This window comes from Fictibacillus sp. b24, from assembly GCF_030348825.1.
Lineage (GTDB): Bacteria > Bacillota > Bacilli > Bacillales > Fictibacillaceae > Fictibacillus.
Genome location: NZ_JAUCES010000005.1, coordinates 33,800 through 58,595 on the forward strand (window position 1 = coordinate 33,800; position 24,796 = coordinate 58,595).

Consider the following 24,796-nt stretch of genomic DNA (forward strand, 5'->3'; position numbering starts at 1 on the left):
TTATACAACAATTAGGATAACAGAATAAAAACGCAGCGGCTGCTGCGTTTCGTATTCATTATTCTATTCGTCTTTCTTCTCTTCTTCCTGACTGTCATCAGCTACAGATTCAGAGGACTCTGGAGCATCTCCTTCAGCGTCCGCTTCTTCTGTTTCAGGATCTGTTTCTTCATCTTGAAGTTTTGGAGGGGTTACACTCGCAACCACTTCATCTTCTTCATGAAGAATTTCGTATTTTTTTCCTGTCGGTAAATCCTTAACTGATAAAGAGTCACCTATATTTAAGTCTTCAACAGAAGCTTCCAGCTGCTCTGGGAAATCGGCAGGAAGAGCTTTAACGTTTACTGTTGCCAGCACACGCTGCAGTACTCCGCCTTCTTTAACCCCAACAGATTCACCTGTAAGTACAACTGGTACCTCAGCTTCTGTTTCTTTATTTAAGTCAATAGCTAGGAAATCTACGTGTGTAACAGAATTCTTCAAAGGATGAACCTGCATATCCTGCACCATAACAGAATAGTCTTTTCCATCCACTTTCAGTTTAAGTACACCGTTCTTTCCTACTTCTCTGTAGGCTTTAATAAATTCTGGCTCATCAACAGATAGAGCTACAGACTTTGTTCCATATCCATAAAGGTTCGCTGGAAAATGTCCTTTGTTTCTTAATTCACTTAACGTTGAACGTTTGTCAGTATTTCTTTTTTCGACTGTTAGATTCGTTGCCATAATGAGATCCACCTTTCCTATTTCGAGTCTCTTTAAAGCATTACCCGAACTGAAAGATTTTAAAACGCGAAGTTAGAAATCGTTTTAGCAAGCATTTCTTAAAGCGAAATGTTCCGAAATTTAATTGTTGCTTAAAGAGATGTTTTTCTGTTTTGCTTCCGTGAAAAAGTTGATAGGAGCGGAAGATGCGAGACTCCTGCGGGACAGGCGGGCAGGTGAGACACTTATACGTGAAACGTACGAATGTGGCTCACCGCCTGCCCCGCGGAAAGCGAGCATCTGGAGCGGATATCAACACTTTCAAGAGCACAAGAGCAAACAGTTTTTTAAAATCTTAATCAAACAATTTTGAAACTGATAACTGTTCGTGTACGCGAATGATCGCTTCTCCTAATAAAGGAGCTACAGAAAGCTGAGTCACTTTATCAATCTTCTTTTCTTCAGGAAGAACGATTGTATTTGTAACTACAAGCTCTTTTATTGAAGAGTTTTGGATGCGGTCCATCGCAGGGCCTGAAAGTACTGGGTGCGTACAGCATGCATACACTTCTTTAGCACCGTTCTCAATCAATGCATTAGCCGCTAATGTAATCGTACCAGCAGTATCGATAATATCATCGATCAAGATTGCTGTTTTTCCTTCAATGTTACCAACGATATTCATAACTTCAGATACGTTCGGGCGCGGACGGCGTTTATCGATAATAGCAATTGGTGCTTTTAGACGATCTGCCATCTTACGTGCTCTCGTAACACCGCCATGATCTGGCGAGACAATTACGATATCATCTAGTTCTTTATTTGCAAAATAATTTGCCAAAATCGGCACACCAAGCAATTGGTCAACTGGGATGTCGAAGAAGCCTTGAATTTGAGTTGCATGAAGATCGATAGCAATTACACGTGTTGCTCCAGCAGTTTCAAGCAAGTTAGCTACAAGTTTAGCTGTGATCGGTTCACGGGCACGAGCTTTACGGTCTTGACGAGCATAGCCATAATAAGGCATTACAACGTTAATTGTTTTTGCAGATGCACGTTTAAGTGCATCGATCATGATTAATAGTTCCATCAAGTGCTGGTTAACAGGGTCGCTTGTGGATTGAATAACGTATACTTCACAACCGCGAATACTCTCTTCAATATTAATTTGAATTTCCCCGTCGCTAAACTTTGTTACTGAACTTTCTCCAAGTTCAATTCCAATGTGCTGAGCAATCTCCTTTGATAATTCTTTATTAGAATTTAACGTGAAAACTTTCAATGTAGGATCTACATACGTACTCATTGATGGCTCCATCCTTCCCCACTCTTAAAATTATTGGTTTTGCTTTTCGTTTAACTTTTGAACGTAATTTTCTTTTACCGTTTGACGCGATCTTGCAATGGATAGTGAATCAGCAGGTACATCGTTCGTAATCGTCGAACCTGCGGCAACATAAGCATTTTTCCCAACAGTAACAGGAGCAACTAAGTTCGAGTTGCAACCAATAAATGCCCCATCTTCTACCTTGGTTAGGAATTTGTTCTTGCCATCATAATTCACTGTGATAGACCCGCAGCCTAAGTTTACATCTTTTCCGATCTCAGCATCACCGATGTAGCTAAGATGAGATGCTTTACTTCCTGTACTCATCACGGATTTTTTTATTTCTACAAAGTTTCCGATCTTTACTTTGTTCTCAAGAACGGACTTCGGACGGATGTGAGCAAATGGACCGATTGCCGTCAGATCTCCCACTTCACTGTCATGAATCACGGACTGACGAATCGTGTTTCCACTTCCGATCACGCTATCTTTAATTTCGGATTGAGGACCGATGATGTTTTCTTCACCAATTTTTGTTTGACCTAAAATTACAGTGCCAGGGTAGATCACCGTGTCACTTCCAATTTCAGCATCATCTGAAATATACGTTTGTTCTGGGTCGATCAACGTAACACCATTTCTCATGTGACGCTCATTGATGCGCTTTTTCATGTAGCGTTCAGCTTGTGAAAGCGCCACTCGATCGTTTACCCCAAGTGTTTCATTAAAATCTGGTGTTTGATAAGCAGCTACAACTTCGCCTGCTTTTTTGAGAATTTCTATAACATCAGGCAAGTAGTACTCACCTTGTACGTTGTCATTGTTTACTTGCTTTAATGCTTCAAATAGTGCTTTATTATCAAAACAGTAAGTTCCTGTATTGATCTCAGTCACTTTTCGTTCTTCCTCTGATGCATCTTTATGCTCAACATTTCTTTCAACAGTTCCTTCACTGTTACGAATAATTCGGCCGTAACCTGTAGGATCTTCAGCCTTGGCTGTTAGAATGGTAGCTTTTGCACCTAGTGACTCATGTTCAGCAATAAGCTTTTCCATCGTTTCCGAAGTAATAAGAGGTGTATCACCACAAACAACAAGTGTGATTCCTTCTTCATTAGCTAGCGCGTTTTCAGCCTGCATAACAGCATGTGCTGTACCAAGCTGCTCTTCTTGAAGCACATACTGAATATCGGAGCCTAATTGATCCTGAACTTTCTCAGCACCATGGCCCACAACAGCCACCATTTGTTTCATTTGAAGAGAGCTGATCTGATCAACAACATGTTGAACCATCGGCTTACCACAAACAGGATGTAATACTTTATATAATTTGGATTTCATCCTTGTTCCTTGACCCGCAGCAAGAATGACCGCATAGCGATTTGTCATAGTGAACCTCCATCCATTTCCTAAATCTTTATATACCATTACGAATATATCTTAAACGCGTAGTCATTTCAAGAAGTGGATAGGGATTGTCAACGGTTTGATAAATTTTGGCCGGAAAACAGAAGAAATTCTAGTAATTATGGGGTACATATAGGAAGGTTCTATCTATTGAGGAAAAAATGAGCAAATAAAAAGAACCTAATCGTTTTGACCAGGCTCTAAATTCTTATTGAGATATTAAGAAGCCCCTGCTTCCTCTAAAGCAGACTCCATTTCTCCCATACGGTGATATTCTGTTAATACCGCGTTTTGGATCTTCTCACGAGTACTTGACGTGATCGGATGCGCGATATCACGGAACTCTCCATCTGGTGTTCGTTTGCTTGGCATAGCTACGAACATTCCATTATTGCCATCAATTACCCTAATATCATGAATAACAAATTCATGATCGATTGTAATGGAGGCAATCGCTTTCATACGGCCTTCTGTATTTACACGGCGTAATCTTACGTCAGTCACTTCCATTCACAAACACCACCTTTTTCCAAAATAAGAACGTAATACTACAATTCTTCAGCATTTTACAAAATCCTTCTTTGAATAATAAAAATTTTTAAAAAATTTGTGACGCCGCTCCCAGCATAGTCTTATAAGTTCCTTTTTGAGTGCATCGCTCAAGTAACTCAAGAAGAAATTTGTTTCGTTTGACATTAGTTACAGATGATTTACTCTGGTTAGCTTTTTTATCAATAATCAGCGTAATTCTAGGTGAAGCTAGCATTCTTAAACGAAAATCAACTAAATCTATGACTAAAATAGGTGGCGAAAACAGTTCTATTGTAGAATCGGGTGTATTTCAGCTCATTATCGGTGCTCTGAACGGATTTTAGTTATACCTGTCGGGGTATTTAAGACCTTAATTCAAGAAATATAAAAAATAATCCTAGAAATTTCGGAGATAATCCCGCGAGTTTTGGCAATAATCCAGCGAGTTTTCCTCATATATCGGCGAGTTTACATATTCGACAACTATTAACCAGTCCTATACCCTCAAGATTAAACAATAACTCTCAGCCGACACTTCTCATACAACCAAAAATTGTTGCTAATCAATATGATTTTTAAAAGAGCAAAACAAAAAAAGCCCCATAAAGGGACTTATTTTGTAAGTGCAATCACTTCTATTTCAACTTTTGCATCTTTTGGAAGACGTGCGACTTCTACACAAGATCTTGCTGGTTTATGATCGTTAAAGTATTGGCCATACACTTCATTAATCTCTGCGAACTCGTTCATATCACTTATAAAAACCGTAGCTTTAACGACTTGGTCAAGTGATGATCCCGCTTCCTTAAGGACCGCTTGCAGGTTGCGAAAAACTTGATGTGTCTGTTCTTTTACATCACCTTCAACCATAACTCCTTCTTTTGTAAGAGGAATCTGTCCTGAACTAAAAAATAATTGGTCGATTACGATACCTTGAGAATATGGACCGATTGCTGCAGGTGCTTCTTCTGTATGAACTTTTTTCATCACGCACTACCTCCATTTAGAAAATAATTGCCTTTTTCAACTTCAATACGGTTTTCTTTTTCGTTCACTTGAGCTAGGCGCGCGATTGACACATAGTCATCAACAAGACGTTCGGAAACTTCTTGCGCCTCGACTAAAACACCGATTCCTTCGATATGCGCCTGAAACTCTTCAATCAAGCTGATCATGCCTTTAATCGTACCGCCCGCTTTCATAAAGTCATCGATTACAAGTACACGAGAACCTTGTTTAATGCTTCGTCGAGCAAGGGCCATCGTTTGAATGCGTTTTGTCGAACCTGAAACATAGTTAATACTTACTGTTGACCCTTCCGTTACCCTGCTATTGCTTCTCACAACGACTACAGGAACATTTAAGTGCGTTGCTACTGCGTAAGCAAGCGGAATTCCTTTCGTTGCTATCGTCATCACAACATCAATTTTTCGAGAAGAGAAGATGGACGCAAACAGTCTTCCGATCTGGTTGACGAGTCTTGGGTTTCCAATGATATCTGTTACGTACAAATAACCTCCAGGTAAGATACGGCTCGGATCTTCAAGAAGCTGAACAAGTTCTTCAACTGTTGTTTCAGCTTCAGCATGATCGATACCTGGAATGTATTTAACGCCGCCCGCTGCGCCAGGAACCGTTTGAACGTGACCTAACCCGTGCTGTTCGAAATGCTCTTTAATGATAGCAAGATCTTCACTTATTGAAGATTTAGCTGATTCGTACCGTTCTACAAAATAAGATAAAGGGATGAGTTGGTGGGGATGATGAAGAAGGTAAGCTGTTAAATCTACCATTCTTCCGCTTCTTTTTAATTTCATATTATCCTCCAAAACCGAATGTTTGAAGATAATATACCATTTTTATACGGATTTTATCAATCATTCCCCTAATAAACGAACCGCATAAACTTCGTGGCAGAAACCTCTTAATCCGTTATAAACTCTTTGAAGCCGTGACTCGTGTTGAAAAAGACCAAAAACGGTAGGTCCGCTTCCGCTCATTAATACGGCATCTGCTCCAAGTCTCATCATCTGTTCTTTAATGTGTTTTACTTCTGGATACATCTTTAACGTAACAGATTCTAAAACATTTCCGAGAAGATTACAGATTTGATCGTAATCTTTCTCTTCAATCGCCTTGACCATACCTTCAACATCAGGATGTTGTAGTCCTTGAAGTTTTAAATTACGGTACACTTCTCCGGTAGAAACTCCGATCGGGGGCTTAGCTAAAAGCACCCAGCAAGGAGGAGGAGATGAGATGTGGTGAATTTTCTCTCCTCTGCCCGTCGCCAATGCGGTTCCTCCATACACACAAAAAGAAACATCTGAGCCTATTTTCGCGCCGAGTTCAGCTAGCTCATCAAGTGACAGACCTAACCCCCAAAGCTCATTGAGTCCTTTAAGAGTTGCGGCTGCATCACTGCTTCCTCCAGCCAAGCCCGCTGCAACAGGTATGTGCTTAGAAATATGTATATAGACACCCTTTTTTATGTTAAATATTTTCTTTAACAGCAGAGCTGCTTGAAAGGCTAGATTGCGCTCATCAAGAGGGACAAATCCGCCTGAACTTTCAATTTTGATTTCGTCTGTCTCTAATAAAGTTAGTTCGATCCGGTCAGCTAGATCTACCGTAGTCATAACCATAGCCACTTCATGAAATCCATCTTCTCTTTTTCGCAACGCATCGAGAGAAAGATTAATTTTAGCTGGAGCTTTAATGGATACTTTATTAATTGTCATCATTATCCCTGCCTACCATCTTGCACAATTTTGATATTTTTAATAGTAACACAGTATGAGGAATGAAATATAGAAAAAATCAATCTATAGATATAGAGGAAAACCGGAGACACTAGGGCCTCCGGTTGTTATTACCGCATATTATCTATTTTCATTGTTATAGCGCTGTCCAGCGATCTCTAATGCTCGTTTCACCATATTTCCTGCGTCTTTAGAACGGATACCGCCCCATCCTTCGCGTTGGACCGTATCATAAAACCCCAGCTCTTTTGCGATCTCTGTTTTTAAGCCTTCAGACATCATGCCGTTTTTTCTTCGTCCCATGATGAAAACCCCTTTCATATGCGATACATCATAGTATCTCCAAAAGGGGTTTTATCTTTCTCATTAATGTGCTGATTATATGTATTTTTTGTTTTAGACCACAACCAGCAAGGTAAAAAAAATAGCAGTAAAGGTTTCTTACTGCCCGATTGCTGCTTGTGTATCTTCTAAGAATGTAAGTTCTACTGTTTCTGTGAGTACATCCGCGTAACTATAAGAAACACGTTCGAAAGCGTTGGTGTCCTGATCTAATTTGATAATAAAAACTGCTGGGTATGTTTCTTCTAATGTGCCTAGTCGTTCGATTGTTTTACGTCGACCGCCATTTGCACGTAAAGAAAGTCTTCTACCCACGTTGGACTCTAAAGAGCGTCTAATGTCCACTATTGTTTTACCCATTTTAGGCTCCACCTCACTTAGACAAATTATAACACAAATCGTGTTTTTTTGTCAAATTAAAATTTTCATTATAGCAAGCAAAGCATTTTCATGTCAATGACTAAATATCCTTTTTTTGCTTTTTTTAGTATGTCAATATACCTGGTGAATATGTATAAAATGAATATTTTTTACAAATAATTCTTAAATTTATGCCCTTTTGATATGTTTTATTAATTTTTCAACATTTTAAAAGACGCTTTTCTAAAGGGGGTATCCAGCTGGTGGGATCCTGAAATTCGTGCACTCAATCCAGAAGTTTTGGCTGTTTATCCTCGAGTTTTAACCTTCAATCCAAAAGTTTTGCGCTTTTATCCACGAGTCTACAATCCTCGACATATTTCGCCATGTTATGTGTATCATCCTACTCAAATACCTTTACATTCAAACAATAAAAAAACTCCGAATTCCGGAGTTTTACGTTTCTATGGCTTTGATTTAATCGGCATTCCTGTTCTTAGGAACCCTCTAGTCTCTACACCGCCTAATCCCTCTTTACCAGTAAGTGTGTTGCGTAAAACATCCATTACGTTCACGCGATCCATAAAGGATGTCAGACTGATTTTTGAAACGATATAGACGGGGTCTAAGGCATGTATATTAATTCGAGCAGGTGAGCTCGCGAAATTTGAACCTACTTTTATTAACGATTCAAAATGCGATTGGCAGGCTCCTGCAAAGATCATTAAATGGTCAAGGTGTGTATATTTCCTTCTCACCTCTCGTACCGTTCTAATGAAATATTTTGTATGCCGATATGCATTCACATCAGAAACATCGCCTTTTGATTTCATATAGGCGTCATGCCCCGTTATGACGAGTATGTCTGGTCTGATTTCATCAACTAATGCCGGTACTTTTTCTGGCATTTCCGATTCCTTCATATGAATGCCGTACACGGGTACTCCAAGCTTTTTGTATAACTCCAGACATTTATTTAAATATAACGGGTCTCCGTCGATATGAAGCACTCTTCCTGGCAGCTCAAAATAAGACTGATCGTATTGATAGCCGTTTGTCGATAGATACTCTCTTTTTTGCCGCAGCAAATAATAATCTTGTCTGAATAATTTTAAGGATGACTCTTCTTTTTCTTTTTCAACTTGCCTATGTTCAGACATATGTTTGTCATCAACAACGAATAAGTCATCAACTGGTGCATCTGCCCATAGCCTGAGCTCTTCTCCAGCAAGTTCAGCAATAGTACGATCTTCACTAAACCCTATTACTCGAAAAAGAAGATCCCGCTTGTAAGAGTTTCTGCTTACAATTGATCCAATCTCTAGTTTCATTTTACTCCCCCTATTTGGAGTAATAAGCTCCTTAGCTCACATTATTCCTTTTATAAGAGTATGTGGAAACCGGGGGAAAAATGAGGTTTATTTTACAAGAGGCAAAAGAGCATCAGCCAACTTGCCAAATTCCTGTATGGATAACGTTTCACCTCTGCGTTTTGGATCGATATCAATGGAATCCAAAATCGTTTGAAGCTCTTCCTTCTTGTCTTTAGGTACAAGCTGGCTCGTCAGGTTGTTCCAAAGCGTCTTACGTCTTTGAGCAAACGATGATCTTACTACATTAAAGAAAAAGTCTTCATCTTTTACTGCAACAGCAGGCTCTTTTCGAAGCGTTAGCTTAATGACGGATGAATCTACATTAGGAGCTGGAACAAAAACCGTTTTAGGCACTTTGATCATCGTCTCAGCTGTCGCATAATATTGGATGGCAATGGAAAGAGAGTTGTAATCTTTCGTACCTGGTGATGCGGCAAGACGGTCCGCTACCTCTTTTTGAATCATACAGACAATGCCTCGAATAGGAAGCTTATCTTGAAGAAGTTTCATAATGATCGGTGTCGTAACGTAATACGGCAAGTTCGCCACAACCATCAGATCCTGACCTTCTTCAAAATGCTCTTTTATCACAGCGTGTATATCCGCTTTTAAAACATCTGAATGAATGACCTCTACATGTGGGTATGGTGCGAGTGTTTCTTCTAATATAGGAAGAAGACGCTGATCAATTTCAAAAGCAACTGCTTTTTTGGAAGACCTCGCGATGAATTCAGTTAACGCTCCGATTCCAGGACCAATTTCAATTACTCCGGATTCCTCTGTCAGATCTGCTGCATTTACAATATTATTTAAGATATTGCGGTCAATCAGAAAGTTTTGTCCTAAACTCTTTTTAAAAGTAAAACCATGCTTCTCCAGTATGGCTTTTGTGGATTGGGGAGTGGATATATCTTTTCTCATTTGTTTCTATTCCTCCTCATTGCTATAAAGCGCCTTTAGGGCCTGTTCAAATTCTTCTGGTGTAACTCTGAACATATTTAGACGTTTATGTAATTGCTTGGCGTTCATATATCCTATGCGCAGCTCTCTTCCAATCACTTCGCGTCTATGTTTTGAATCCGGGCCGCCCGTTAGACCAGCAGCTATTAGGTCTTCCCATAAAATGCTCTCGTTTTCAGTCTCTGCCATTTCTTCTCGAACATGCTCAAGCGCTTCAACAATCGCCTCTCTTGAAGCGTGCTCGACTCCAACACCTTTGTCACCTTTAGCGAGTGCATCAGCCTTCGCTAGATAGGCATGCTTACAGCCAGGGACATGCTCTGAAATGATTTCTCGAATTCTTTTTCCTGGGAAGTCTGGGTCTGTGAAAACGATTATTCCTCTTGTCTCGTGGGCTCTTTTTATACGATTCAATGTATCTATACTAATTTCTGAACCATTTGTTTCTATTGTATCTGCTAAAACAGATCGTTTGATGGCAAGCGTATCGCTCTTTCCTTCAACAACAATTATTTCTTTTATTTTTTTCATGATTTCCTCCAAAACGGTGAAACCTTTTTAGGCATTGCAACGTCTAATTATTTGAACGAAAAAAACATCTTTTACTAGTATACCCCAGGCGTCAAGAAAGTCTAGGTTTACAAAGTAATGCCCAGTATATCGGGTACTTCTTTTATGCTCTTTTCTGAAAGATTGTTTAAAATGACGCGCAAATAAAAAAGCACAGGGATTTTTCCCCATGCTTTCAAAATTAATTAATGATACGAATTTTAACTGATTTTCTTCCCCAAGACTCTGCACGTGATTGTGAAGCAAAGAATACGTCAATCTTGTTACCCTTGATCGCCCCTCCAGTATCTGAAGCAATAGCATAACCATATCCTTCAACATATACTTTCGAACCAAGCGGAATCACATTAGGGTCGACTGCGATAACTTTCGCATTCGGGTTAGTTTTCAGGTTGAATCCAGTAGCTGTAATACCAGAACATCCTGCACAGTTAGCAGTGTAAGCAGTACTTGTAACCGTAATTTCTCTTCCGCCTGAACTGCTTGCTGAAGGTGATTTACTACGAGATACAACTGGCTGAGGTTTTGGAGCTGGTGGTGCCTTTGTCCCAACAGCAACAATTTTGTCAGAGCTATCTGTTAACGTTTTTTCGCTGATCAGTTTTCTGGAAACCTCTTTACCGTTTTCCACAACAACCTCAAAGCGTTTTTCAAGTTTGCCTTTTTTGCCTTCTTGCACAACACGCTCTTTGCCTTTTGTTAGACCACTGTCTTTGCGGTTAACAACAGCAAACGGTGTTTCTTCTTCCACTACATCGGTGACCTTTTCTACTCGGATGACTTCAACCTGCGTTTTGCCAGAAATTTTAGCTGTTTTAGCAGGTGTTACTCGATCAATTTCACCTAATGATACCTTTTGTTGTTTCAAAAGGTCAGCGACGGTAGTCGAAGTGGTCCAAACTTGCTGAGCTTTTCCGCCCACAACAAGCTTAACCGGGAATGCTGATTCAATTTGGATCTTCCCTTGATCCTTTATGTCAGCAGTGAGATTTGGCTTGATAGAATCATGCTCATTAAGCGTTAGCTGCTGTTCCTTCACGAATTGTTCAACAGTCTTTGCTGTCGTCCAAATCGTTTTATCCTTGCCATTAACGGTAAGGCTAACTTGCTTCGCTTCTGTATAATCAACCTTCATGTTATCTGTAACCTTGGCATTAAGACCTGGTTTTACTAAATCATGCTGGTTAGGTTTTATGTTTTGTTCGCTTAAAAATTCTCTAACCGTATTGGCATGTGTCTTCACTTCCGTTTTCTTTCCGTCTTTCATAAGCGTTACTTCAGCTTTCGTAGTTTCATAACCTACGAATCCGGTAGTTACCGCTAAAACGAGAAGAGCAACGATCGAAAGATAAACTTTCTTTCTTGTGATACTTGAGAATAAAGCTGTAATATTCCTATACATTCAATTTCCTCCCCTACAAGGACTGCATTATAAATATCTTTTTTCTCTCTGTCAAATCACCCTCCTTTTCGTCCTGAATTGACCCAAGGCAATTATGAACGGAAAAGAAGGAAAAAGGGAAGAAAAACCGTTTGACAAATTTCCTGTCCCTTTTGTCAATTCTTGAAAGATTAACGCGATATTTCTTATGCTTTGCTAGTTTCCGACAACATCCCCTATTTAGAAATGTTAAAAATTTGAAACGCGTTGTCGGAAGTTTTCTTTATGATGTCTTCAAGCGGAAGATCTTTTAGTTCAGAAAGTGTTTCAGCGACATACTTTACATAAGATGGTTCATTTCTTTTTCCTCTTAATGGATGAGGACTTAGATAAGGACAATCCGTTTCAATTAAAAGCCGGTCCATCGGAATCTCTGTAGCAACTTCCTTTACCTTCTTTGCATTCTTGAACGTTACTGGTCCACCAAAACTTATGTAGAAATTCATATCCATGCATTGACGGGCAACTTCGATGCTTCCGCTGTAGCAGTGCATGATACCGCCAACCTCATGGGCTTCTTCCTCTTTCAATATGTCAACTACATCTTGCGTTGCTTCACGATTATGGATCACAATCGGAAGCTTCACCTTTTTGGCGAGTCGAATTTGGCGTCTGAATACCTCTTTTTGAACATCTGCAGGCGACTTGTCCCAATGGTAATCTAATCCCATCTCGCCAAGAGCGACAACTTTTGGGTGCGCTGCAAGTTCTTCGATCCAAGCCAAATCTTCGTCTGTCATATCAATCGCGTCTACGGGATGCCAGCCTACGCAAGCATAAATAAAGTCGTATTCTTCAGCAAGTTGCATCGCACCTTTTATGGTTTCGCGGTCAAAGCCGACAACCACAATATGTGTTACGCCTTCATCTAACGCCCGTTGAATAACCGCCTCGCGATCCTCTTCAAACTGTGTTGCATTTAAATGTGCGTGTGTATCAAACATAGTGTACAATCCTTTCAACTTTACAAATCTTATCACATTTTCCATTCATTCGGGTAACAGTAGCATTACAAGTTAGTTACATCGTGGGTATTAAGTCCTATTTTTCGCGGTAAAAATCGTGTTTATTCACTATCTTCCGCCTTAAAAAAGCAAAAAGCAGGGATAAACTCCCCGCTTTTTGTTGTTATTTTACTTTTGCACCGTTTGGAAGTGAAGGGTCTACTGTAGCCAATGTTAATTGGCCATCAGAAGAACCGGCTAAAATCATTCCTTGCGATAGTTCACCACGTAATTTAACAGGTTTTAAGTTCGTCACGCAAATCACTTTTTGACCTACCAGCTCATCCGGTTTATAGAACTGAGCGATTCCAGAGACTACTTGGCGCTTTTCATATCCAAGATCCAATTGAAGCTTTAGTAATTTATCTGCTTTTTTTACAGGTTCTGCTTCAATTACGGTAGCTACGCGAAGATCAACCTTCATAAAATCATCAATCGTGATCTCAGGCTTTTCTTCAGCAGCAGGTGCTTCTTCTTTTTTCGGCTCTTCAACCGCTGGAGTTGAAGTACCGCCCATTGAATTTTTAATAAACTCAACTTCTGCTTCCGTTTCTAAGCGAGGGAAGATCGGGTCTCCTTTTTCCACCGCAGTACCCGCAGGAATCGCACCAAATTCTTTCAGTGTATCCCAATCTGTAATGCTCTTGTCTTTCAAACCTAACTGGCTCCAGATCTTTGCTGGTGTTTCAGTCATAAACGGCTGAATGAGAACAGAAACGATACGGATTGATTCTGCTAAATGATACATAACGCTTGCAAGTTCACCTTGTTTTGCTTCATCTTTTGCTAAAACCCAAGGCTGTGTCTCATCAATGTACTTGTTTGTGCGGCTTACTAATTGCCATATCGTTGAAAGCGCGATTGAGAACTCAAGCTTTTCCATCGCTTCTTCTGTTTTCCTTACTGTTTCTAAAGCAAAGTCTTGAAGTGTTCCGTCAAACTCGGTAACTTTCCCTTCATATGAAGGAATCTTGCCGTCAAAGTATTTTCCGATCATGGCAATCGTTCGGTTCAGCAGGTTTCCGAGATCGTTTGCTAAATCAGCATTTACTCTGTCAACAAAACTCTCCGGTGTAAACACGCCATCAGAGCCAAATGGCACCTCACGAAGCAAGTAATAGCGAAGCGGATCTAATCCGTAACGGTCGATTAGAACATTGGGGTCCACTACGTTTCCTTTTGATTTAGACATTTTACCGTCTTTCATCAATAACCAGCCATGTGCAATAACTTGCTTTGGAAGCGGAAGATCTAGCGCCATCAACATGATCGGCCAATAGATCGTATGGAAACGGACTATTTCTTTACTCATTAAATGAACATCAGCCGGCCAGTATTTTTGATATTTTTCATCGTTCTCACTGCCATACCCTAGAGCGGTAATATAGTTAGATAATGCATCGATCCAAACATAAATAACATGTTTTGGATTTCCCGGTACTTTTACACCCCAGTCAAAAGAAGTACGTGATACTGCAAGATCTTCTAACCCCGGTTTGATAAAGTTGTTTATCATTTCGCGTTTTCTCGATTCCGGGAAGATAAATGCCGGGTTTTCTTCGTAATAAGCCAACAACCGATCCGCATACTTGCTCATACGGAAAAAGTAGCTTTCTTCTTTAACCTTTTTCACTTCACGTCCGCAGTCAGGACATTTACCGTCTTCAAGCTGACGTTCTGTAAAGAAGGACTCACAATCTGTACAATACCAGCCCTCATACTCACTTAAGTAGATATCATCCTGATCAAGAAGCTGTTGAAAGATCTTTTCGACAGATTTTTTGTGTCGCTCATCGGTAGTACGAATATAATCATCATAGGAGATGTCCATCTTTTTCCAAAGAGCTTTAATATCTTCAACGATGCCGTCTACGTATTTTTGCGGATGAAGACCTTGTTCGTTTGCTTTCTTTTGAATCTTTTCTCCATGCTCATCCGTTCCTGTCAGATACATAACGTCAAAACCTTTTAATCGTTTGTATCGAGCCATTGCATCCCCTGCAGTTGTTGTATATGCATGACCGATATGAAGTTTGCCGCTTGGATAATAAATAGGTGTTGTAATGTAGAATGTTGGTTTCGCCAATCGTGCCGCCTCCTCAAAATAGTTACCTTATAGTAAAGAAAACTTGGCTGACGCCAATCTTTCGCGTCAGCCTTAGTTGCGCTTATACTATTAACCTAAACTTGTGCCACTTCGAAAAACATCGTGCTAACAAGTTATACTTTCTAATAGTGGAAAAAAAGCCCCTCGATTTAGGGACCATTTTTTCTTTACATTTAGGAAAAAAATTACTTTAACGGAAAATGTATCTTTTTACAAAAACTATAAAAAACTGTTTGCATTAGGACATAAAAGTAAAAAAGTAAGCGAAAGATTTCTATGTAAATACTTTCATTATTCTCTTTTCTTCCTTCAAAATATACCTAAAGCATAGAAAGTGTGTCAAGGCATAGAAGCCAATGGTCGGAAAGGGAAATTTTGATAGTATTTTTTCGTTGTTAGTTTTGTCGAAATTTGACGTTTTATTTTATCGGCATTTCCAGTTAATTTTTTTCATCTTTTACACATTCTTGAATTTTTTATGACAATATATGAATATATCTTCCAATTAAGGGTTTTGGAAGTATTATAATATGGGTATAGTCTAGTAAATTCATTGGTAAAAGTTGAAAAAATGTTTAAGTCAAAACTATTGACGACAATTGGAAATCTTGGTAAGATGTTCTCGTAGGATTTTGTCGAATTCTGACGATTTAAATAGATAGGGAAATCTTTTTATATATCTGGGAGGAGAGATTTTATTATGAAATCTACAGGAATTGTACGTAAGGTGGACGAACTAGGACGTGTCGTTATTCCGATCGAATTGCGCCGTACTTTAGGAATTGCAGAGAAAGACGCTTTAGAAATTTACGTTGATGATGACCGCATCATCCTTAAGAAATACAAGCCGAACATGACTTGTGCAGTAACTGGGGAAGTTTCTGATGACAACTACACTGTTGCTGGCGGAAAGATCATCCTTAGCCGTGAAGGTGCTAAAGAAGTAATGGATGAGCTTCAAAAGCAATTACAAACATCAAAATAAGCATAAAAAACAAGAGCCTTCGATTTAGAAGGCTCTTTTCCTTTGTCTACGTATTATCTTCGTTGTGTTCTTCGGTGCTTTTGGAAGTGGTTGATTTCCGTTTCAGGTGCTCGCTTTCCGCGGGGCAGGCGGTGAGCCACATTCATAACGTTTCACTTTTAAGTGTCTCACCTGCCCGCCTGTCCCGCAGGAGTCTCGCACCTTGCACTCCAATCAACTATTCAATGAAGAAGTAAAAGATTTAAAATAACAATCCTAAAAAAGATTAATGATTTTTAAGCTGTAATTAATGATTGTAAGACCTGCTTCTTATGACTTTCTGCTAGGGGGCTTATAACTTATAACCCGTGATACTCCTGATAGACTTCCCGTTTTGGTACGTTTCGGTCTACTGCCGCTAATTTTATTGCTTCTTTTGGTTTTTCGCCTTTTTCTACGTAATGTTCTACGTGATCTTTTACTGATAAAGGTTCCCACCATTGTTCTTGCTCTTCTGCTTCAAATTCTTTATTTCCGCTGCCTTCTACTACTAAACAGAACTCACCTCGAATTTCTGTATCTCCTTGGCTGAAGAACTCAGATACTTCTTGTAAGGTTCCGCGAGTTATTTCTTCATATTTTTTTGTAAGTTCTCGAACGACTGCAATGTTTCGGTTTTCTAAAACTGCGCTCATCGCTTGAAGTGTTTCTTTTAAGCGATGTGGAGCTTCGTAAAACAAAAGGGTGGAAGGAAATCGTTTTAAGTTTTCTAGCTCTGCCTTCTTTTCCTTTTTCCCTCTTGGCAGGAAACCATAGAAGGTAAAAAGCTCTGTATTTAGTCCTGATGCAACAAGTGCAGGAAGTGCTGCATTTGCTCCTGGAAGCGGAATAACGGCAATCTTTTCTTCTACGCATTGAACAACGAGCTCGTAGCCTGGATCAGAAACACCTGGCATTCCTGCATCTGTCACGAGTGCAATTTGTTTACCGTCTTTTAACTCTTCTAAAAGCTTTTTGCCGCTTTGCTGTTTATTGTGATCGTGATAGCTCGTTAAAGGAGTGTTGATCTCAAAGTGGTTGCACAGTTTTTTTGTTTGTCTTGTATCTTCTGCTGCAATGAGATCCGATTCTTTTAAGATACGAATCGCCCGGTAAGTCATATCTTCTAAATTACCGATCGGTGTTGGAACCAAGTACAGCATGCCGCCATCGTTATCATTTCCGTAGCTCTTTTGCTGCCACATATGAAACACTTCCCTCTTTTATCATTCTTTCTTTTTCAGCTCGATTGAGTTTCTTAACTGCAAACTCCATACGCATCGCTTCCTGTTTCGTTGAAAAGGATTTTTGGAAAACAAGCTTTAGAGGACCTCTTCCCCTCGTATACTTAGCACCTTTTCCTTCTTTATGCTTCTCTAGACGTTTAGCCAAATCATTTGTATAGCCTGTATAATAAGTTCCGTCTCCACATTCTAAAATATACAAAAAGTGATTATCTTCCTTCTTCGCCATAGAACATCCTCTTTAAATAATCCGTGTATTGGCCGTCTTCACCATATACCGTTATCGGGGGTAAAATATGCAGATCTGGTTTGCCGTTCTTCATTCCTTCTATTAAAAGCATGTTAGCTTCACTGCCCGCTTTCGGATATATGAGCTGTAATTTCTTTGGTTCGAGTTTGTACTGTCTCATATATGCTAAGATTTCCATCAATCTGTTCGGCCGATGGACCATCGCAACCTTTCCGCCTTGTTTCACGAGCTGGCTGCTGACGCGTATGACATCTTCTAGCGAACAATGAATTTCATGACGAGCAATGGCGAGGTGTTCATTTTGATTAAAATCTTCTTCATGCAAAGACGCAAAATATGGCGGATTGCATGTGAGCGCATCGAATGTACCATGGCCATATGTAGCTGGAGCGGTTTTGATGTCTCCCAAGTCCATTTGTATCTGTTTCTCTAAGTTGTTTAGCTCTACACTTCTCGTTGCCATACTGTGCAATCTATCCTGAATTTCGACTCCCGTAATGTTTGCTTTTGAGCGTTTGCTTAACAAAAGAGCAACGGCGCCGTTTCCACTGCATAGGTCGACGATTCTCCCTTTTTGAATAGGTACCCAAGCAAATCTGCTAAGTAAAACGGCATCAAGTGAAAACGAAAAAACAGAGGGACTTTGTATAATCTTTAAATCTTCATGCACTAAAAAATCAATCCGCTCATCTGGCAGGAGTTGTTTTTCCACGGTAATTCCCCCTTTCTTCTATATAATAGGTTTTTAGTTTTATTAAATTGTTAATGAAGCGCAATTTCCAAATATACCTCTGTTTTTCTTTTTAGAAGGAAGGTTTTTTCTATAGATTGCTGCTTACAAAGCATTGTAAGAGTTCATTATCTTCATTGAAAAGTTGATTGGAGCGCAAGGTGCGTGCCTACCACCTGAAAAGCTTCCTCGCAAGGCATGCGACGAGGAAACTCACTGCGGCAGCATTAACTTGTAGACGCAGGAGCAAAAATACTTCCTTGAAGCGGTCAGGTGAGACCCTTAAAGGCCCAAAGCGGCAAGGGGCTCACCGCCTGCCCGCGGAAAGCGAAGCACCTGGAGCGGAAATCAACACTATCAAGATCTACAAAGAAAACTCCAAACTTTAAACTCAGCCATATAAAAAGAAGCCTTCCCATTTGGAAAGGCGTTTATTTCTTATTTAAAAATGAAAGACAAAACAAACAATCTCCCTCTGAACGTACACTGCCATAATGAAGGTTGCAAATGTGGAATCCTTCTTGGTAGAGACGTGCCAGGTTATCATAGCCCTCACCGATATCAGTAGGCTCTTTTTTGGCTTTAGAGGCTGAAGACTTTTTAACCGAATTCCGCTTTTGGTCAGCATTCAGCTTGTTTCGCAGATTATCATTTTCCATCACGAGATGGTGGTTTTCTTCAATGAGTGCAGCCAAATGGGTCTTGAAATCTTCCAGTTGCTGTGACAGCACCGTGATTTGCTCTTCCATCTGTACTACGCGGGAAAATATTGTTTTCTTTTCCACGAATTCCACCTCTTTTACTCTGTTGCCTGACTGAATAGTTCCTCTCTCTTACCTGCAAGCTCGTCCAAAGTGAACTCGGTTGTTCTTTCCATTGCAGGAATGTTCACTTGAATGATCTTCTCAAGCAAATTCAAGCCGACAACGCGACCAACACCATGAGGGGTCATAATTTCTTCTCCAACATCAGGCATTTCTTCTTTTGCTTCTTCATAATAGTCGTTTTCGTACTTCAAACAGCACATCAAACGGCCGCATAGACCTGAAATTTTAGCAGGATTTAATGAAAGGTTCTGATCTTTTGCCATCTTAATCGATACTGGCTCAAAATCTCCCAGGAATGTAGAGCAGCAAAGCATTCGGCCGCATGGACCTATTCCGCCAAGCATTTTCGCTTCATCCCTAACACCAATCTGCCTGAGTTCAATTCTTGTTCGGAAGATAGAAGCCAGGTCTTTTACCAGTTCACGGAAATCAATTCTTCCGTCTGCTGTAAAATAAAAAATGATTTTGTTACGATCAAACGTATATTCCACATCGACAAGCTTCATATCCAGCTTATGTTCGATGATTTTTTCCTCACAACTTTGAAACGCTTCCTTAGCAGCTGCTTTATTTTCATCTACAGACAAAATGTCTTTCTGTGTCGCGAGCCGAACGACTTTCTTTAAAGGAAGAACAACATCATTCTCCCCGACTAGTTTCTTATCGATAACTACCTTGCCATATTCTATTCCACGCGCTGTTTCCACAATGACAAACGCGTCTTTTTTCACTTCAAGGTCGCCGGGGTCGAAATAATAAACTTTACCCGCCTTTTTAAAGCGGATTCCCACTACCTCATACAAGGTTTTATCCCTCCCGTAATCGTAAAACCAACTGCTCCATCGCCATCAGGGGGCTGACGTTGCTCCTGAGTCGGGCTTGAGCAGTCAGTATAGCTTGCAGAGCTTCACCCGTCTTTTTTTGCGAAGTGTGAAGAGCCTGCTGCTCTAATGCTTGAAGCTGATCGAAAAACACAACGTTTTCCGAGTTTGATAAATGTATAGATAAAAGATCTCGATACCAGATCAAAAGTAAGTTTAATGCTAATCGCAACTGATCTTTTTCTTTGAAAAAACTTAAATACTGATCTTGCAGTACAACAAGACAGTAATCCGGCCGGAGCCGCAAGTCCTCCGTTAATTGTATCACTTTGGCTCTCGCTTGTGCAAACCACTCTTCCCTACAAATTTCGAGCGCTTCTGCATAATCTGATGTTAAGGAAGACGCTAATAGAGCAATCGGCTTCGGTATATCTTCCTGAAGTAATTTTTCTAAAATCCCTTGTGGCGGAAGGGGTGAGAAGGACAAAGTCTGAGCTCTAGAACGAATAGTGTCGAGCAAACGATGAACCTGTTCTGTTAAAAGAATAGCAATCGTATCTGCACCAGGCTCTTCTAAAAACTTTAAAAGACTGTTCGCAGCTTGCACTGTCATCTTGTCAGCGTGCTCAATAATGTATACTTTTTTTGAGGACTCCATGCCGCTATAGGCAAATTCTTTTTGCAAACCTCTGATCTGATCGATCTTAATGTTCTGCCCGTCTGGTGTGATGATATGAACATCAGGATGGTTTCCTGACGTAATCCTCTTGCAGTTCGGACAGCTCTCGCATGGATTACCTTCTTCCGCATTTCTGCAAAGAAACGTTTTTGCAAGTACAGTTGCAATCGCCATCTTACCCGTTCCATGTGCTCCTTCAAAAATATATGCATGAGCAAGGCGCTGTTTTTTTATACTGTTTTTTAATAACTTCACAACACGATGCTGTGTTTTGCTGCACTCTTCCCAGCTCACCATATTCCACTCACCTACTACGTATATAGATTCACTAACAATCCTTTTATTTCTCCAATTTTATCGAGCAGCGAAATCGGCTCTTTTTCTTGGCTCAATACAGCCTCTGTCAAAAGAATCAGCTGTTCATCTACTTCTTTTACAAGGCTCAGCGTTCGTGATCTGCCTTGCTCGTTCCAGCTTTTGTTTTGCTTTAGCTGCATACCGAAATCAACTGCTTCTTTTACGAAGCGTTGAACTAAATTTTTATAAAGCTGCAGATCGCGTACTGTTTGTGATTGCACCAGTCTTTTGCTTTGATTTTCTATATCACCTAACAGCCTTGTTAACTGTTCGGATTGTAACTTTTCACTTTGTTTGGATACGGCTTCACCAAAAGAAAGAGAAGGCTTTTTACCTGTCTTTCCGTCGTTCTGTTTTGTTTCAAGAACTGGTCTAATATCTTGGCCGATTTTCATAATTACCCCTCAATTTGTTTTTAAAATTGCTGAAAGTTTTCTACCGGCAGAACAAACACGGTTGCGCCGCCTACTTCAACTTCTACTGGGTATGGCACATAAGCATCTGCGTTGCCGCCCATCGGTGAAACGGGAGCAACCATCTGATTACGGCTTTTGCAGTTCTCACGGATAATTTCCATTACATCCTCGATTTGAGCATCTTCCACACCAATCATAAACGTTGTATTTCCAGCTTTTAAAAAACCGCCTGTTGTTGCGAGCTTTGTGGCACGGTAATTTTTATCAACAAGCGCATCCTGCAATCTATTGCTGTCTTTATCTTGAACAACGGCTATAATCATCTTCATGGCAAATGCCTCCTTTTACTTTTCCTTATGATTCGATAAAAGTTGATCCAAATCCTTCGCGATCTCCTTGAACACTTCGTCAGGATTCTGTTCGCCATTTATCCGAACAATACGGCCAGTCTGTTTAGAGAAAATATGTTCAAATCCTTCTCTAACAAGTTCATGATACGTAAGATCTTTTTGTTCAATTCTGTCGAGATTTTCTGTTCCGTAGCGAGCTTTCATGCGTTCTCTGCCTACTTCAGGTGATACATCTACAAAATAACTGCGATCCGGTACAAGTCCGCTTGTTGCAATGTTGTTTACTTTAAGCACAGATTCTTCCCCTACACCAAGACCAAACCCTTGGTAAGCTATAGATGCATCAACGAAACGGTCGCACAGCACAACTTTTCCTTCCTCTAGTGCTGGGAGAATCTTTTCATGAACATGCTGTGCACGTGATGCCGCATATAGGAGCACTTCCGTAAGGTCATGCATTTCTTTATGTTCTGGATCCAATATAAGCGCTCGAATTTTATCGCTGATTCGTGTTCCACCCGGTTCGCGTGTTTGAATAAAATCGATCTTCTGTTTCTTAAAATATTCTGCAACCTTCGCGATCTGAGTTGTTTTACCAGACCCGTCAGGACCTTCTAATGTTATAAATAAACCTTTCACTGTTAATGCCCCTTATGTTCTATCAAAAACATACATCTGTTCGTGCCCGAATGTTCCCTGAAACCGAGCACCTTTCTTTTTCAAAAAAGAATACTGATGAATGTGTTTCGAAGTAATTTGTTCCCCTTTTGCGATCAATGGAATTCCTGGTGGATATGGAATAATGGCATCAGCTGCAATCAGCCCTTCTGCCGCCACAATCGAAATGGGCTTTGCTTTTATCCGTTTCATTTCTCGATAAGAAAGTGCTAATCGGCTGACTGAAGATAAAACAGGTATAGATTCAGCATGCAACTGACTTGCTTCATAGCTCTGAAGTTGATTGGATATCTTTTCGAATACTTTTTTTAGATCTTTCAAATGAGGAATCCGTCCTAGCGGCAAGACAAACAAAACATTACGATCATCTGCGAGCTCGGTAAATAATCCTTCTTTTTCAAATAAAATCTGCAGCTCATATCCTGATATTTCCCTGTTAGTCTGGACAGTAACCTTTAGTGGATCAAGTACATAATCATTAGGCACAGACTTAACTTCAAGGTGCGGAAGTGAATGGATAAATTCTCTTAGGTTCAAAGTTTGATTAATGATGTTATCTAACTCGATATCACTGAGATTTTCAAGAAAAAGCCGGCTCAAATCAAGTGAAGCCATAATAAGGTAGGATGGGGAACTCGATTGAACCATCTGTAACGCATGAGATAAGCGCTGGATATCTACTCGATCGCTGTTCACATGTAAATAGGCACCCATTGTTAGAGCTGGAAGTGTTTTGTGCGCAGATTGCACCACCATGTCTGCTCCTTTATGTATCGAGCTTTTCGGCATATCTTTTAATCCAAAGTGTGCTCCATGCGCCTCATCTACTAGTACGATACCCCCGACTCTATGAATAAGTTCAGCAATTTCTGTGATGTCTTGCTGCATACCATAATAAGTAGGGTTTGTTAGAATGATTCCTTTTACACCGTGATACATTTCAACAGCTTGTCTAACCGTTTGAAGTGACACTCCTAATGGATATCCGCCATCTTCATCGATCTCAGGCTGCAGAAAGACAGGTGTAACTCCTGCTAGTTCCAGTCCATTCAGCACCGATTTATGACAGTTTCGTTGAACCAAAACGATATCTCCTTCTATAAAGGAAGAGAGAATCATCGCATGATTGCCCGAAGTACTTCCACCAACAAGAAAATAACTTTTCTCGACTTGGTAAAACGCTGCTAATAACTTTTGTGCTTCTAAAATAGGACCCTCTGGGTGATGCAGATCATCCAGTCCTGTTAGTTCTGTTACATCCAGCGGTAAGACAGACTGAAAAAAAGGTGCTGCCGTCTTCTCAAACAGAAGTCCATTTTTATGACCAGGCACATGAAAGGACCATTTATTTTTATGAATATGATTGATTAACGCTTCGTATAGCGGTGCTTGCTTCATCTTTTATTTCCCTTTGTTTTTACACGTTTTTCGTGCCATATATACTTTTATTCTATCATAGTTTCATGTTCTACGAATTTGCAGCAACAAAAAAACAGGCTATCGATCAGCCTGTTTTTCACGAAGACGCGTTTACTAATTTTAATTTTCTCAATTGCGATAAGTAATGTTTATAATATTCATCATTTGTTTTAGCGGTAAGGATTTTCTGTTCACATTCTCGGCAAATAAATTGATGAAGAATGTGTAATCCCCGATCCTTCTGTTCTTCACACACCATACAATTTTCCCCGTACTGTCGTGTCGCTTTCATTCTTCCACCTCCATAATGCCATTGTTGCCAGAATTGTTTATTCATATACGTTTTTTCAGATTATTTTAGGTTCTTTAAAATGTATGAAACTCTGGGCTTTGTTGTGTCTGTCTCTATACAAAACGATAAAATAAACCGAGTTCACGTCTTCATGGTTGCTAAATCCCCGATGTGCAAGGATTTGAAACTAGTTGATGTGCTGGAATAGAGAGTTTGAGCGAGGTTTTGGAGTTGGTCGGGATTTGAGAATGGCGAGGGAGCAATTTTAGGTACGAAGGCTTCTTTAGTGAATACGAGGAGAGGTATGTATATCTACGGATTGAGTCACTTTTAGGAAAAGCTGTCGAAAATTCGATAAAAAATTTTATCTGTGAAATTATGACACTTATCCATGAAAATATAGATGATTACCGTGAATAAAAATAGGATTACCATGAAATTAAGTTTGGTCGGGTTGATGTGGAGAGGTTTGGAGCTCGAGATCAGGGGTGTTTTCGTGAGATTGATGCTTGGATGGTCGTTGTATGAGCTGATCGTGTTGACTTTGGTTGTATTTTTGGGGCTTTTGCTGAAGAATATAGCGTGCTGGAAGATGGTTGCGGCCATCTTCTTCCTTTTTTCTCTTTCTAGATCCCTCAATCTTTTTCAAACACAAAAAAAGAAGATGGATTTTCATCCATCTTCCTCATTTGCCTAGCGACGTCCTACTCTAACAGGGGGAGACCCCCAACTACCATCGGCGCTGAAGAGCTTAACTTCCGTGTTCGGTATGGGAACGGGTGTGACCTCTTCGCCATCATCACTAGACCAGATTAGCGAGTTATTTTTTATCTCGACAAGA

At 40.1% G+C, this 24,796-nt stretch carries 30 protein-coding genes and 1 rRNA gene; 3 read left to right on the top strand and 28 right to left on the bottom strand.

The window, feature by feature from the left end; translation table 11 throughout:
- Positions 1-63 precede the first annotated feature (63 nt).
- Positions 64-726, bottom strand: coding sequence for a 50S ribosomal protein L25/general stress protein Ctc (locus QUF49_RS00250; protein WP_289493736.1), 663 nt, complete (start codon positions 724-726; stop codon positions 64-66).
- A 185-nt stretch (positions 727-911) separates the two neighbouring features.
- On the opposite strand from QUF49_RS00250, the gene QUF49_RS00255 reads away from it, so the two are divergent.
- Complete coding sequence (locus QUF49_RS00255; protein ID WP_289493737.1) at positions 912-1,064, top strand: hypothetical protein; 153 nt, start codon at positions 912-914, stop codon at positions 1,062-1,064.
- On the opposite strand, the gene QUF49_RS00260 is transcribed toward QUF49_RS00255, so the two are convergent.
- The 14 genes from QUF49_RS00260 to metG form a co-directional block, all read right to left on the bottom strand.
- On the bottom strand, positions 1,061-2,011 hold the full coding sequence (locus tag QUF49_RS00260) for a ribose-phosphate diphosphokinase (protein WP_066238138.1): 951 nt from the start codon (positions 2,009-2,011) through the stop codon (positions 1,061-1,063). The two genes, QUF49_RS00255 and QUF49_RS00260, sit on opposite strands and share 4 nt — an antisense overlap.
- Before the next feature lie 30 nt (positions 2,012-2,041).
- Positions 2,042-3,421 carry a bifunctional UDP-N-acetylglucosamine diphosphorylase/glucosamine-1-phosphate N-acetyltransferase GlmU gene (gene glmU / locus QUF49_RS00265; protein WP_289493739.1) on the bottom strand — a complete coding sequence of 460 codons (1,380 nt, stop codon included), beginning with the start codon at positions 3,419-3,421 and terminating at the stop codon, positions 2,042-2,044.
- Between the two features lie 237 nt (positions 3,422-3,658).
- A complete protein-coding gene (gene spoVG, locus QUF49_RS00270) occupies positions 3,659-3,949 on the bottom strand; it encodes a septation regulator SpoVG (RefSeq protein ID WP_066238133.1) in 291 nt (96 codons plus the stop codon).
- A gap of 633 nt (positions 3,950-4,582) precedes the next feature.
- Positions 4,583-4,960, bottom strand: coding sequence for a RidA family protein (locus QUF49_RS00275; RefSeq protein ID WP_289493741.1), 378 nt, complete (start codon positions 4,958-4,960; stop codon positions 4,583-4,585).
- On the bottom strand, positions 4,957-5,787 hold the full coding sequence (gene purR / locus QUF49_RS00280; RefSeq protein WP_289493742.1) for a pur operon repressor: 831 nt from the start codon (positions 5,785-5,787) through the stop codon (positions 4,957-4,959). Before purR ends, QUF49_RS00275 begins: the two co-directional genes overlap by 4 nt.
- Positions 5,788-5,847: 60 nt before the next feature.
- Positions 5,848-6,711 (bottom strand): 4-(cytidine 5'-diphospho)-2-C-methyl-D-erythritol kinase, encoded by an 864-nt coding sequence (gene ispE, locus QUF49_RS00285; RefSeq protein WP_289497546.1) that lies wholly within the window; start codon positions 6,709-6,711, stop codon positions 5,848-5,850.
- A gap of 141 nt (positions 6,712-6,852) precedes the next feature.
- Entirely contained in the window at positions 6,853-7,035 is a 183-nt protein-coding gene (locus tag QUF49_RS00290; RefSeq protein WP_289493743.1) for a protein sspF, read from the bottom strand.
- A 138-nt stretch (positions 7,036-7,173) separates the two neighbouring features.
- A complete protein-coding gene (gene veg, locus QUF49_RS00295; RefSeq protein ID WP_066238125.1) occupies positions 7,174-7,434 on the bottom strand; it encodes a biofilm formation stimulator Veg in 261 nt (86 codons plus the stop codon).
- Between the two features lie 464 nt (positions 7,435-7,898).
- Complete coding sequence (gene yabG / locus QUF49_RS00300; RefSeq protein ID WP_289493744.1) at positions 7,899-8,765, bottom strand: sporulation peptidase YabG; 867 nt, start codon at positions 8,763-8,765, stop codon at positions 7,899-7,901.
- An 87-nt stretch (positions 8,766-8,852) separates the two neighbouring features.
- The gene (gene rsmA, locus QUF49_RS00305; RefSeq protein ID WP_289493745.1) at positions 8,853-9,728 is read right to left on the bottom strand and encodes a 16S rRNA (adenine(1518)-N(6)/adenine(1519)-N(6))-dimethyltransferase RsmA; all 876 of its coding nucleotides are present in this window, start codon (positions 9,726-9,728) and stop codon (positions 8,853-8,855) included.
- 6 nt (positions 9,729-9,734) lie between these two features.
- Positions 9,735-10,298: a ribonuclease M5 gene (gene rnmV / locus QUF49_RS00310; protein ID WP_289493746.1), complete on the bottom strand. Its 564-nt coding sequence runs from the start codon at positions 10,296-10,298 to the stop codon at positions 9,735-9,737.
- A 220-nt stretch (positions 10,299-10,518) separates the two neighbouring features.
- Complete coding sequence (locus QUF49_RS00315) at positions 10,519-11,739, bottom strand: G5 and 3D domain-containing protein (protein ID WP_289493747.1); 1,221 nt, start codon at positions 11,737-11,739, stop codon at positions 10,519-10,521.
- A 215-nt stretch (positions 11,740-11,954) separates the two neighbouring features.
- Entirely contained in the window at positions 11,955-12,722 is a 768-nt protein-coding gene (locus QUF49_RS00320) for a TatD family hydrolase (RefSeq protein WP_289493748.1), read from the bottom strand.
- Positions 12,723-12,906: 184 nt separating this feature from the next.
- Positions 12,907-14,868, bottom strand: a complete 1,962-nt coding sequence (gene metG / locus QUF49_RS00325) for a methionine--tRNA ligase (protein ID WP_425590447.1) — start codon at positions 14,866-14,868, stop codon at positions 12,907-12,909.
- 721 nt (positions 14,869-15,589) lie between these two features.
- On the opposite strand from metG, the gene QUF49_RS00330 reads away from it, so the two are divergent.
- Positions 15,590-15,874, top strand: coding sequence for an AbrB/MazE/SpoVT family DNA-binding domain-containing protein (locus tag QUF49_RS00330; protein WP_066285380.1), 285 nt, complete (start codon positions 15,590-15,592; stop codon positions 15,872-15,874).
- A gap of 338 nt (positions 15,875-16,212) precedes the next feature.
- On the opposite strand, the gene rsmI is transcribed toward QUF49_RS00330, so the two are convergent.
- From rsmI to QUF49_RS00345, 3 genes are read right to left on the bottom strand one after another with little or no spacing between them, the layout of a single operon-like run.
- Positions 16,213-17,097 carry a 16S rRNA (cytidine(1402)-2'-O)-methyltransferase gene (gene rsmI / locus QUF49_RS00335; RefSeq protein ID WP_289493752.1) on the bottom strand — a complete coding sequence of 295 codons (885 nt, stop codon included), beginning with the start codon at positions 17,095-17,097 and terminating at the stop codon, positions 16,213-16,215.
- On the bottom strand, positions 17,069-17,365 hold the full coding sequence (locus QUF49_RS00340; protein WP_289493754.1) for a GIY-YIG nuclease family protein: 297 nt from the start codon (positions 17,363-17,365) through the stop codon (positions 17,069-17,071). Before QUF49_RS00340 ends, rsmI begins: the two co-directional genes overlap by 29 nt.
- Complete coding sequence (locus tag QUF49_RS00345) at positions 17,346-18,098, bottom strand: tRNA1(Val) (adenine(37)-N6)-methyltransferase (protein ID WP_289493756.1); 753 nt, start codon at positions 18,096-18,098, stop codon at positions 17,346-17,348. The genes QUF49_RS00340 and QUF49_RS00345 overlap by 20 nt, the downstream gene beginning before the upstream one ends.
- 167 nt (positions 18,099-18,265) lie before the next feature.
- Here QUF49_RS00345 and QUF49_RS00350 point away from each other — a divergent pair, with 167 nt between their 5' ends.
- Positions 18,266-18,505, top strand: a complete 240-nt coding sequence (locus QUF49_RS00350; RefSeq protein WP_289493758.1) for a hypothetical protein — start codon at positions 18,266-18,268, stop codon at positions 18,503-18,505.
- Between the two features lie 42 nt (positions 18,506-18,547).
- Here the strand turns inward: QUF49_RS00350 and yabA are convergent, their stop codons facing one another.
- The 10 genes from yabA to rrf all read right to left on the bottom strand — a co-directional run bounded on the left by yabA (position 18,548) and on the right by rrf (position 24,762).
- Positions 18,548-18,901 (bottom strand): DNA replication initiation control protein YabA, encoded by a 354-nt coding sequence (gene yabA, locus QUF49_RS00355; RefSeq protein WP_289493760.1) that lies wholly within the window; start codon positions 18,899-18,901, stop codon positions 18,548-18,550.
- Positions 18,902-18,915: 14 nt separating this feature from the next.
- Positions 18,916-19,746, bottom strand: a complete 831-nt coding sequence (locus QUF49_RS00360) for a PSP1 domain-containing protein (RefSeq protein ID WP_137792182.1) — start codon at positions 19,744-19,746, stop codon at positions 18,916-18,918.
- A 4-nt stretch (positions 19,747-19,750) separates the two neighbouring features.
- Positions 19,751-20,740, bottom strand: a complete 990-nt coding sequence (holB, locus tag QUF49_RS00365; protein ID WP_289493765.1) for a DNA polymerase III subunit delta' — start codon at positions 20,738-20,740, stop codon at positions 19,751-19,753.
- Positions 20,741-20,754: 14 nt separating this feature from the next.
- Entirely contained in the window at positions 20,755-21,195 is a 441-nt protein-coding gene (locus tag QUF49_RS00370; RefSeq protein WP_289493766.1) for a YaaR family protein, read from the bottom strand.
- Between the two features lie 20 nt (positions 21,196-21,215).
- Positions 21,216-21,545 carry a cyclic-di-AMP receptor gene (locus QUF49_RS00375; RefSeq protein WP_289493767.1) on the bottom strand — a complete coding sequence of 110 codons (330 nt, stop codon included), beginning with the start codon at positions 21,543-21,545 and terminating at the stop codon, positions 21,216-21,218.
- A gap of 15 nt (positions 21,546-21,560) precedes the next feature.
- Positions 21,561-22,205, bottom strand: coding sequence for a dTMP kinase (tmk, locus tag QUF49_RS00380; RefSeq protein WP_289493769.1), 645 nt, complete (start codon positions 22,203-22,205; stop codon positions 21,561-21,563).
- A gap of 12 nt (positions 22,206-22,217) precedes the next feature.
- Positions 22,218-23,642 (bottom strand): aminotransferase class I/II-fold pyridoxal phosphate-dependent enzyme, encoded by a 1,425-nt coding sequence (locus QUF49_RS00385; RefSeq protein ID WP_289493770.1) that lies wholly within the window; start codon positions 23,640-23,642, stop codon positions 22,218-22,220.
- Between the two features lie 118 nt (positions 23,643-23,760).
- Positions 23,761-23,955: a sigma factor G inhibitor Gin gene (locus tag QUF49_RS00390; protein ID WP_289493771.1), complete on the bottom strand. Its 195-nt coding sequence runs from the start codon at positions 23,953-23,955 to the stop codon at positions 23,761-23,763.
- A gap of 439 nt (positions 23,956-24,394) precedes the next feature.
- Positions 24,395-24,631, bottom strand: a complete 237-nt coding sequence (locus QUF49_RS00395; RefSeq protein ID WP_289493773.1) for a hypothetical protein — start codon at positions 24,629-24,631, stop codon at positions 24,395-24,397.
- Between the two features lie 15 nt (positions 24,632-24,646).
- A 5S ribosomal RNA gene (gene rrf, locus QUF49_RS00400) occupies positions 24,647-24,762 on the bottom strand.
- Positions 24,763-24,796 lie beyond the last annotated feature (34 nt).

Coding starts and splice junctions, on each gene's coding strand:
- QUF49_RS00390 (WP_289493771.1), bottom strand. CDS start 23,955: ATGAAAGCGACACGACAGTACGGGGAAAATTGTATGGTGTGTGAAGAA.
- QUF49_RS00385 (WP_289493770.1), bottom strand. CDS start 23,642: ATGAAGCAAGCACCGCTATACGAAGCGTTAATCAATCATATTCATAAA.
- QUF49_RS00375 (WP_289493767.1), bottom strand. CDS start 21,545: ATGAAGATGATTATAGCCGTTGTTCAAGATAAAGACAGCAATAGATTG.
- glmU (WP_289493739.1), bottom strand. CDS start 3,421: ATGACAAATCGCTATGCGGTCATTCTTGCTGCGGGTCAAGGAACAAGG.
- rnmV (WP_289493746.1), bottom strand. CDS start 10,298: ATGAAAAAAATAAAAGAAATAATTGTTGTTGAAGGAAAGAGCGATACG.
- QUF49_RS00330 (WP_066285380.1), top strand. CDS start 15,590: ATGAAATCTACAGGAATTGTACGTAAGGTGGACGAACTAGGACGTGTC.
- QUF49_RS00395 (WP_289493773.1), bottom strand. CDS start 24,631: ATGAAAATCCATCTTCTTTTTTTGTGTTTGAAAAAGATTGAGGGATCT.
- ispE (WP_289497546.1), bottom strand. CDS start 6,711: ATGACAATTAATAAAGTATCCATTAAAGCTCCAGCTAAAATTAATCTT.
- holB (WP_289493765.1), bottom strand. CDS start 20,740: ATGGTGAGCTGGGAAGAGTGCAGCAAAACACAGCATCGTGTTGTGAAG.
- purR (WP_289493742.1), bottom strand. CDS start 5,787: ATGAAATTAAAAAGAAGCGGAAGAATGGTAGATTTAACAGCTTACCTT.
- rsmI (WP_289493752.1), bottom strand. CDS start 17,097: ATGTGGCAGCAAAAGAGCTACGGAAATGATAACGATGGCGGCATGCTG.
- veg (WP_066238125.1), bottom strand. CDS start 7,434: ATGGGTAAAACAATAGTGGACATTAGACGCTCTTTAGAGTCCAACGTG.
- QUF49_RS00260 (WP_066238138.1), bottom strand. CDS start 2,011: ATGAGTACGTATGTAGATCCTACATTGAAAGTTTTCACGTTAAATTCT.
- QUF49_RS00315 (WP_289493747.1), bottom strand. CDS start 11,739: ATGTATAGGAATATTACAGCTTTATTCTCAAGTATCACAAGAAAGAAA.
- yabG (WP_289493744.1), bottom strand. CDS start 8,765: ATGAAACTAGAGATTGGATCAATTGTAAGCAGAAACTCTTACAAGCGG.
- QUF49_RS00250 (WP_289493736.1), bottom strand. CDS start 726: ATGGCAACGAATCTAACAGTCGAAAAAAGAAATACTGACAAACGTTCA.
- spoVG (WP_066238133.1), bottom strand. CDS start 3,949: ATGGAAGTGACTGACGTAAGATTACGCCGTGTAAATACAGAAGGCCGT.
- QUF49_RS00320 (WP_289493748.1), bottom strand. CDS start 12,722: ATGTTTGATACACACGCACATTTAAATGCAACACAGTTTGAAGAGGAT.
- QUF49_RS00255 (WP_289493737.1), top strand. CDS start 912: ATGCGAGACTCCTGCGGGACAGGCGGGCAGGTGAGACACTTATACGTG.
- QUF49_RS00340 (WP_289493754.1), bottom strand. CDS start 17,365: ATGGCGAAGAAGGAAGATAATCACTTTTTGTATATTTTAGAATGTGGA.
- rsmA (WP_289493745.1), bottom strand. CDS start 9,728: ATGAGAAAAGATATATCCACTCCCCAATCCACAAAAGCCATACTGGAG.
- QUF49_RS00290 (WP_289493743.1), bottom strand. CDS start 7,035: ATGGGACGAAGAAAAAACGGCATGATGTCTGAAGGCTTAAAAACAGAG.
- QUF49_RS00370 (WP_289493766.1), bottom strand. CDS start 21,195: ATGAAAATCGGCCAAGATATTAGACCAGTTCTTGAAACAAAACAGAAC.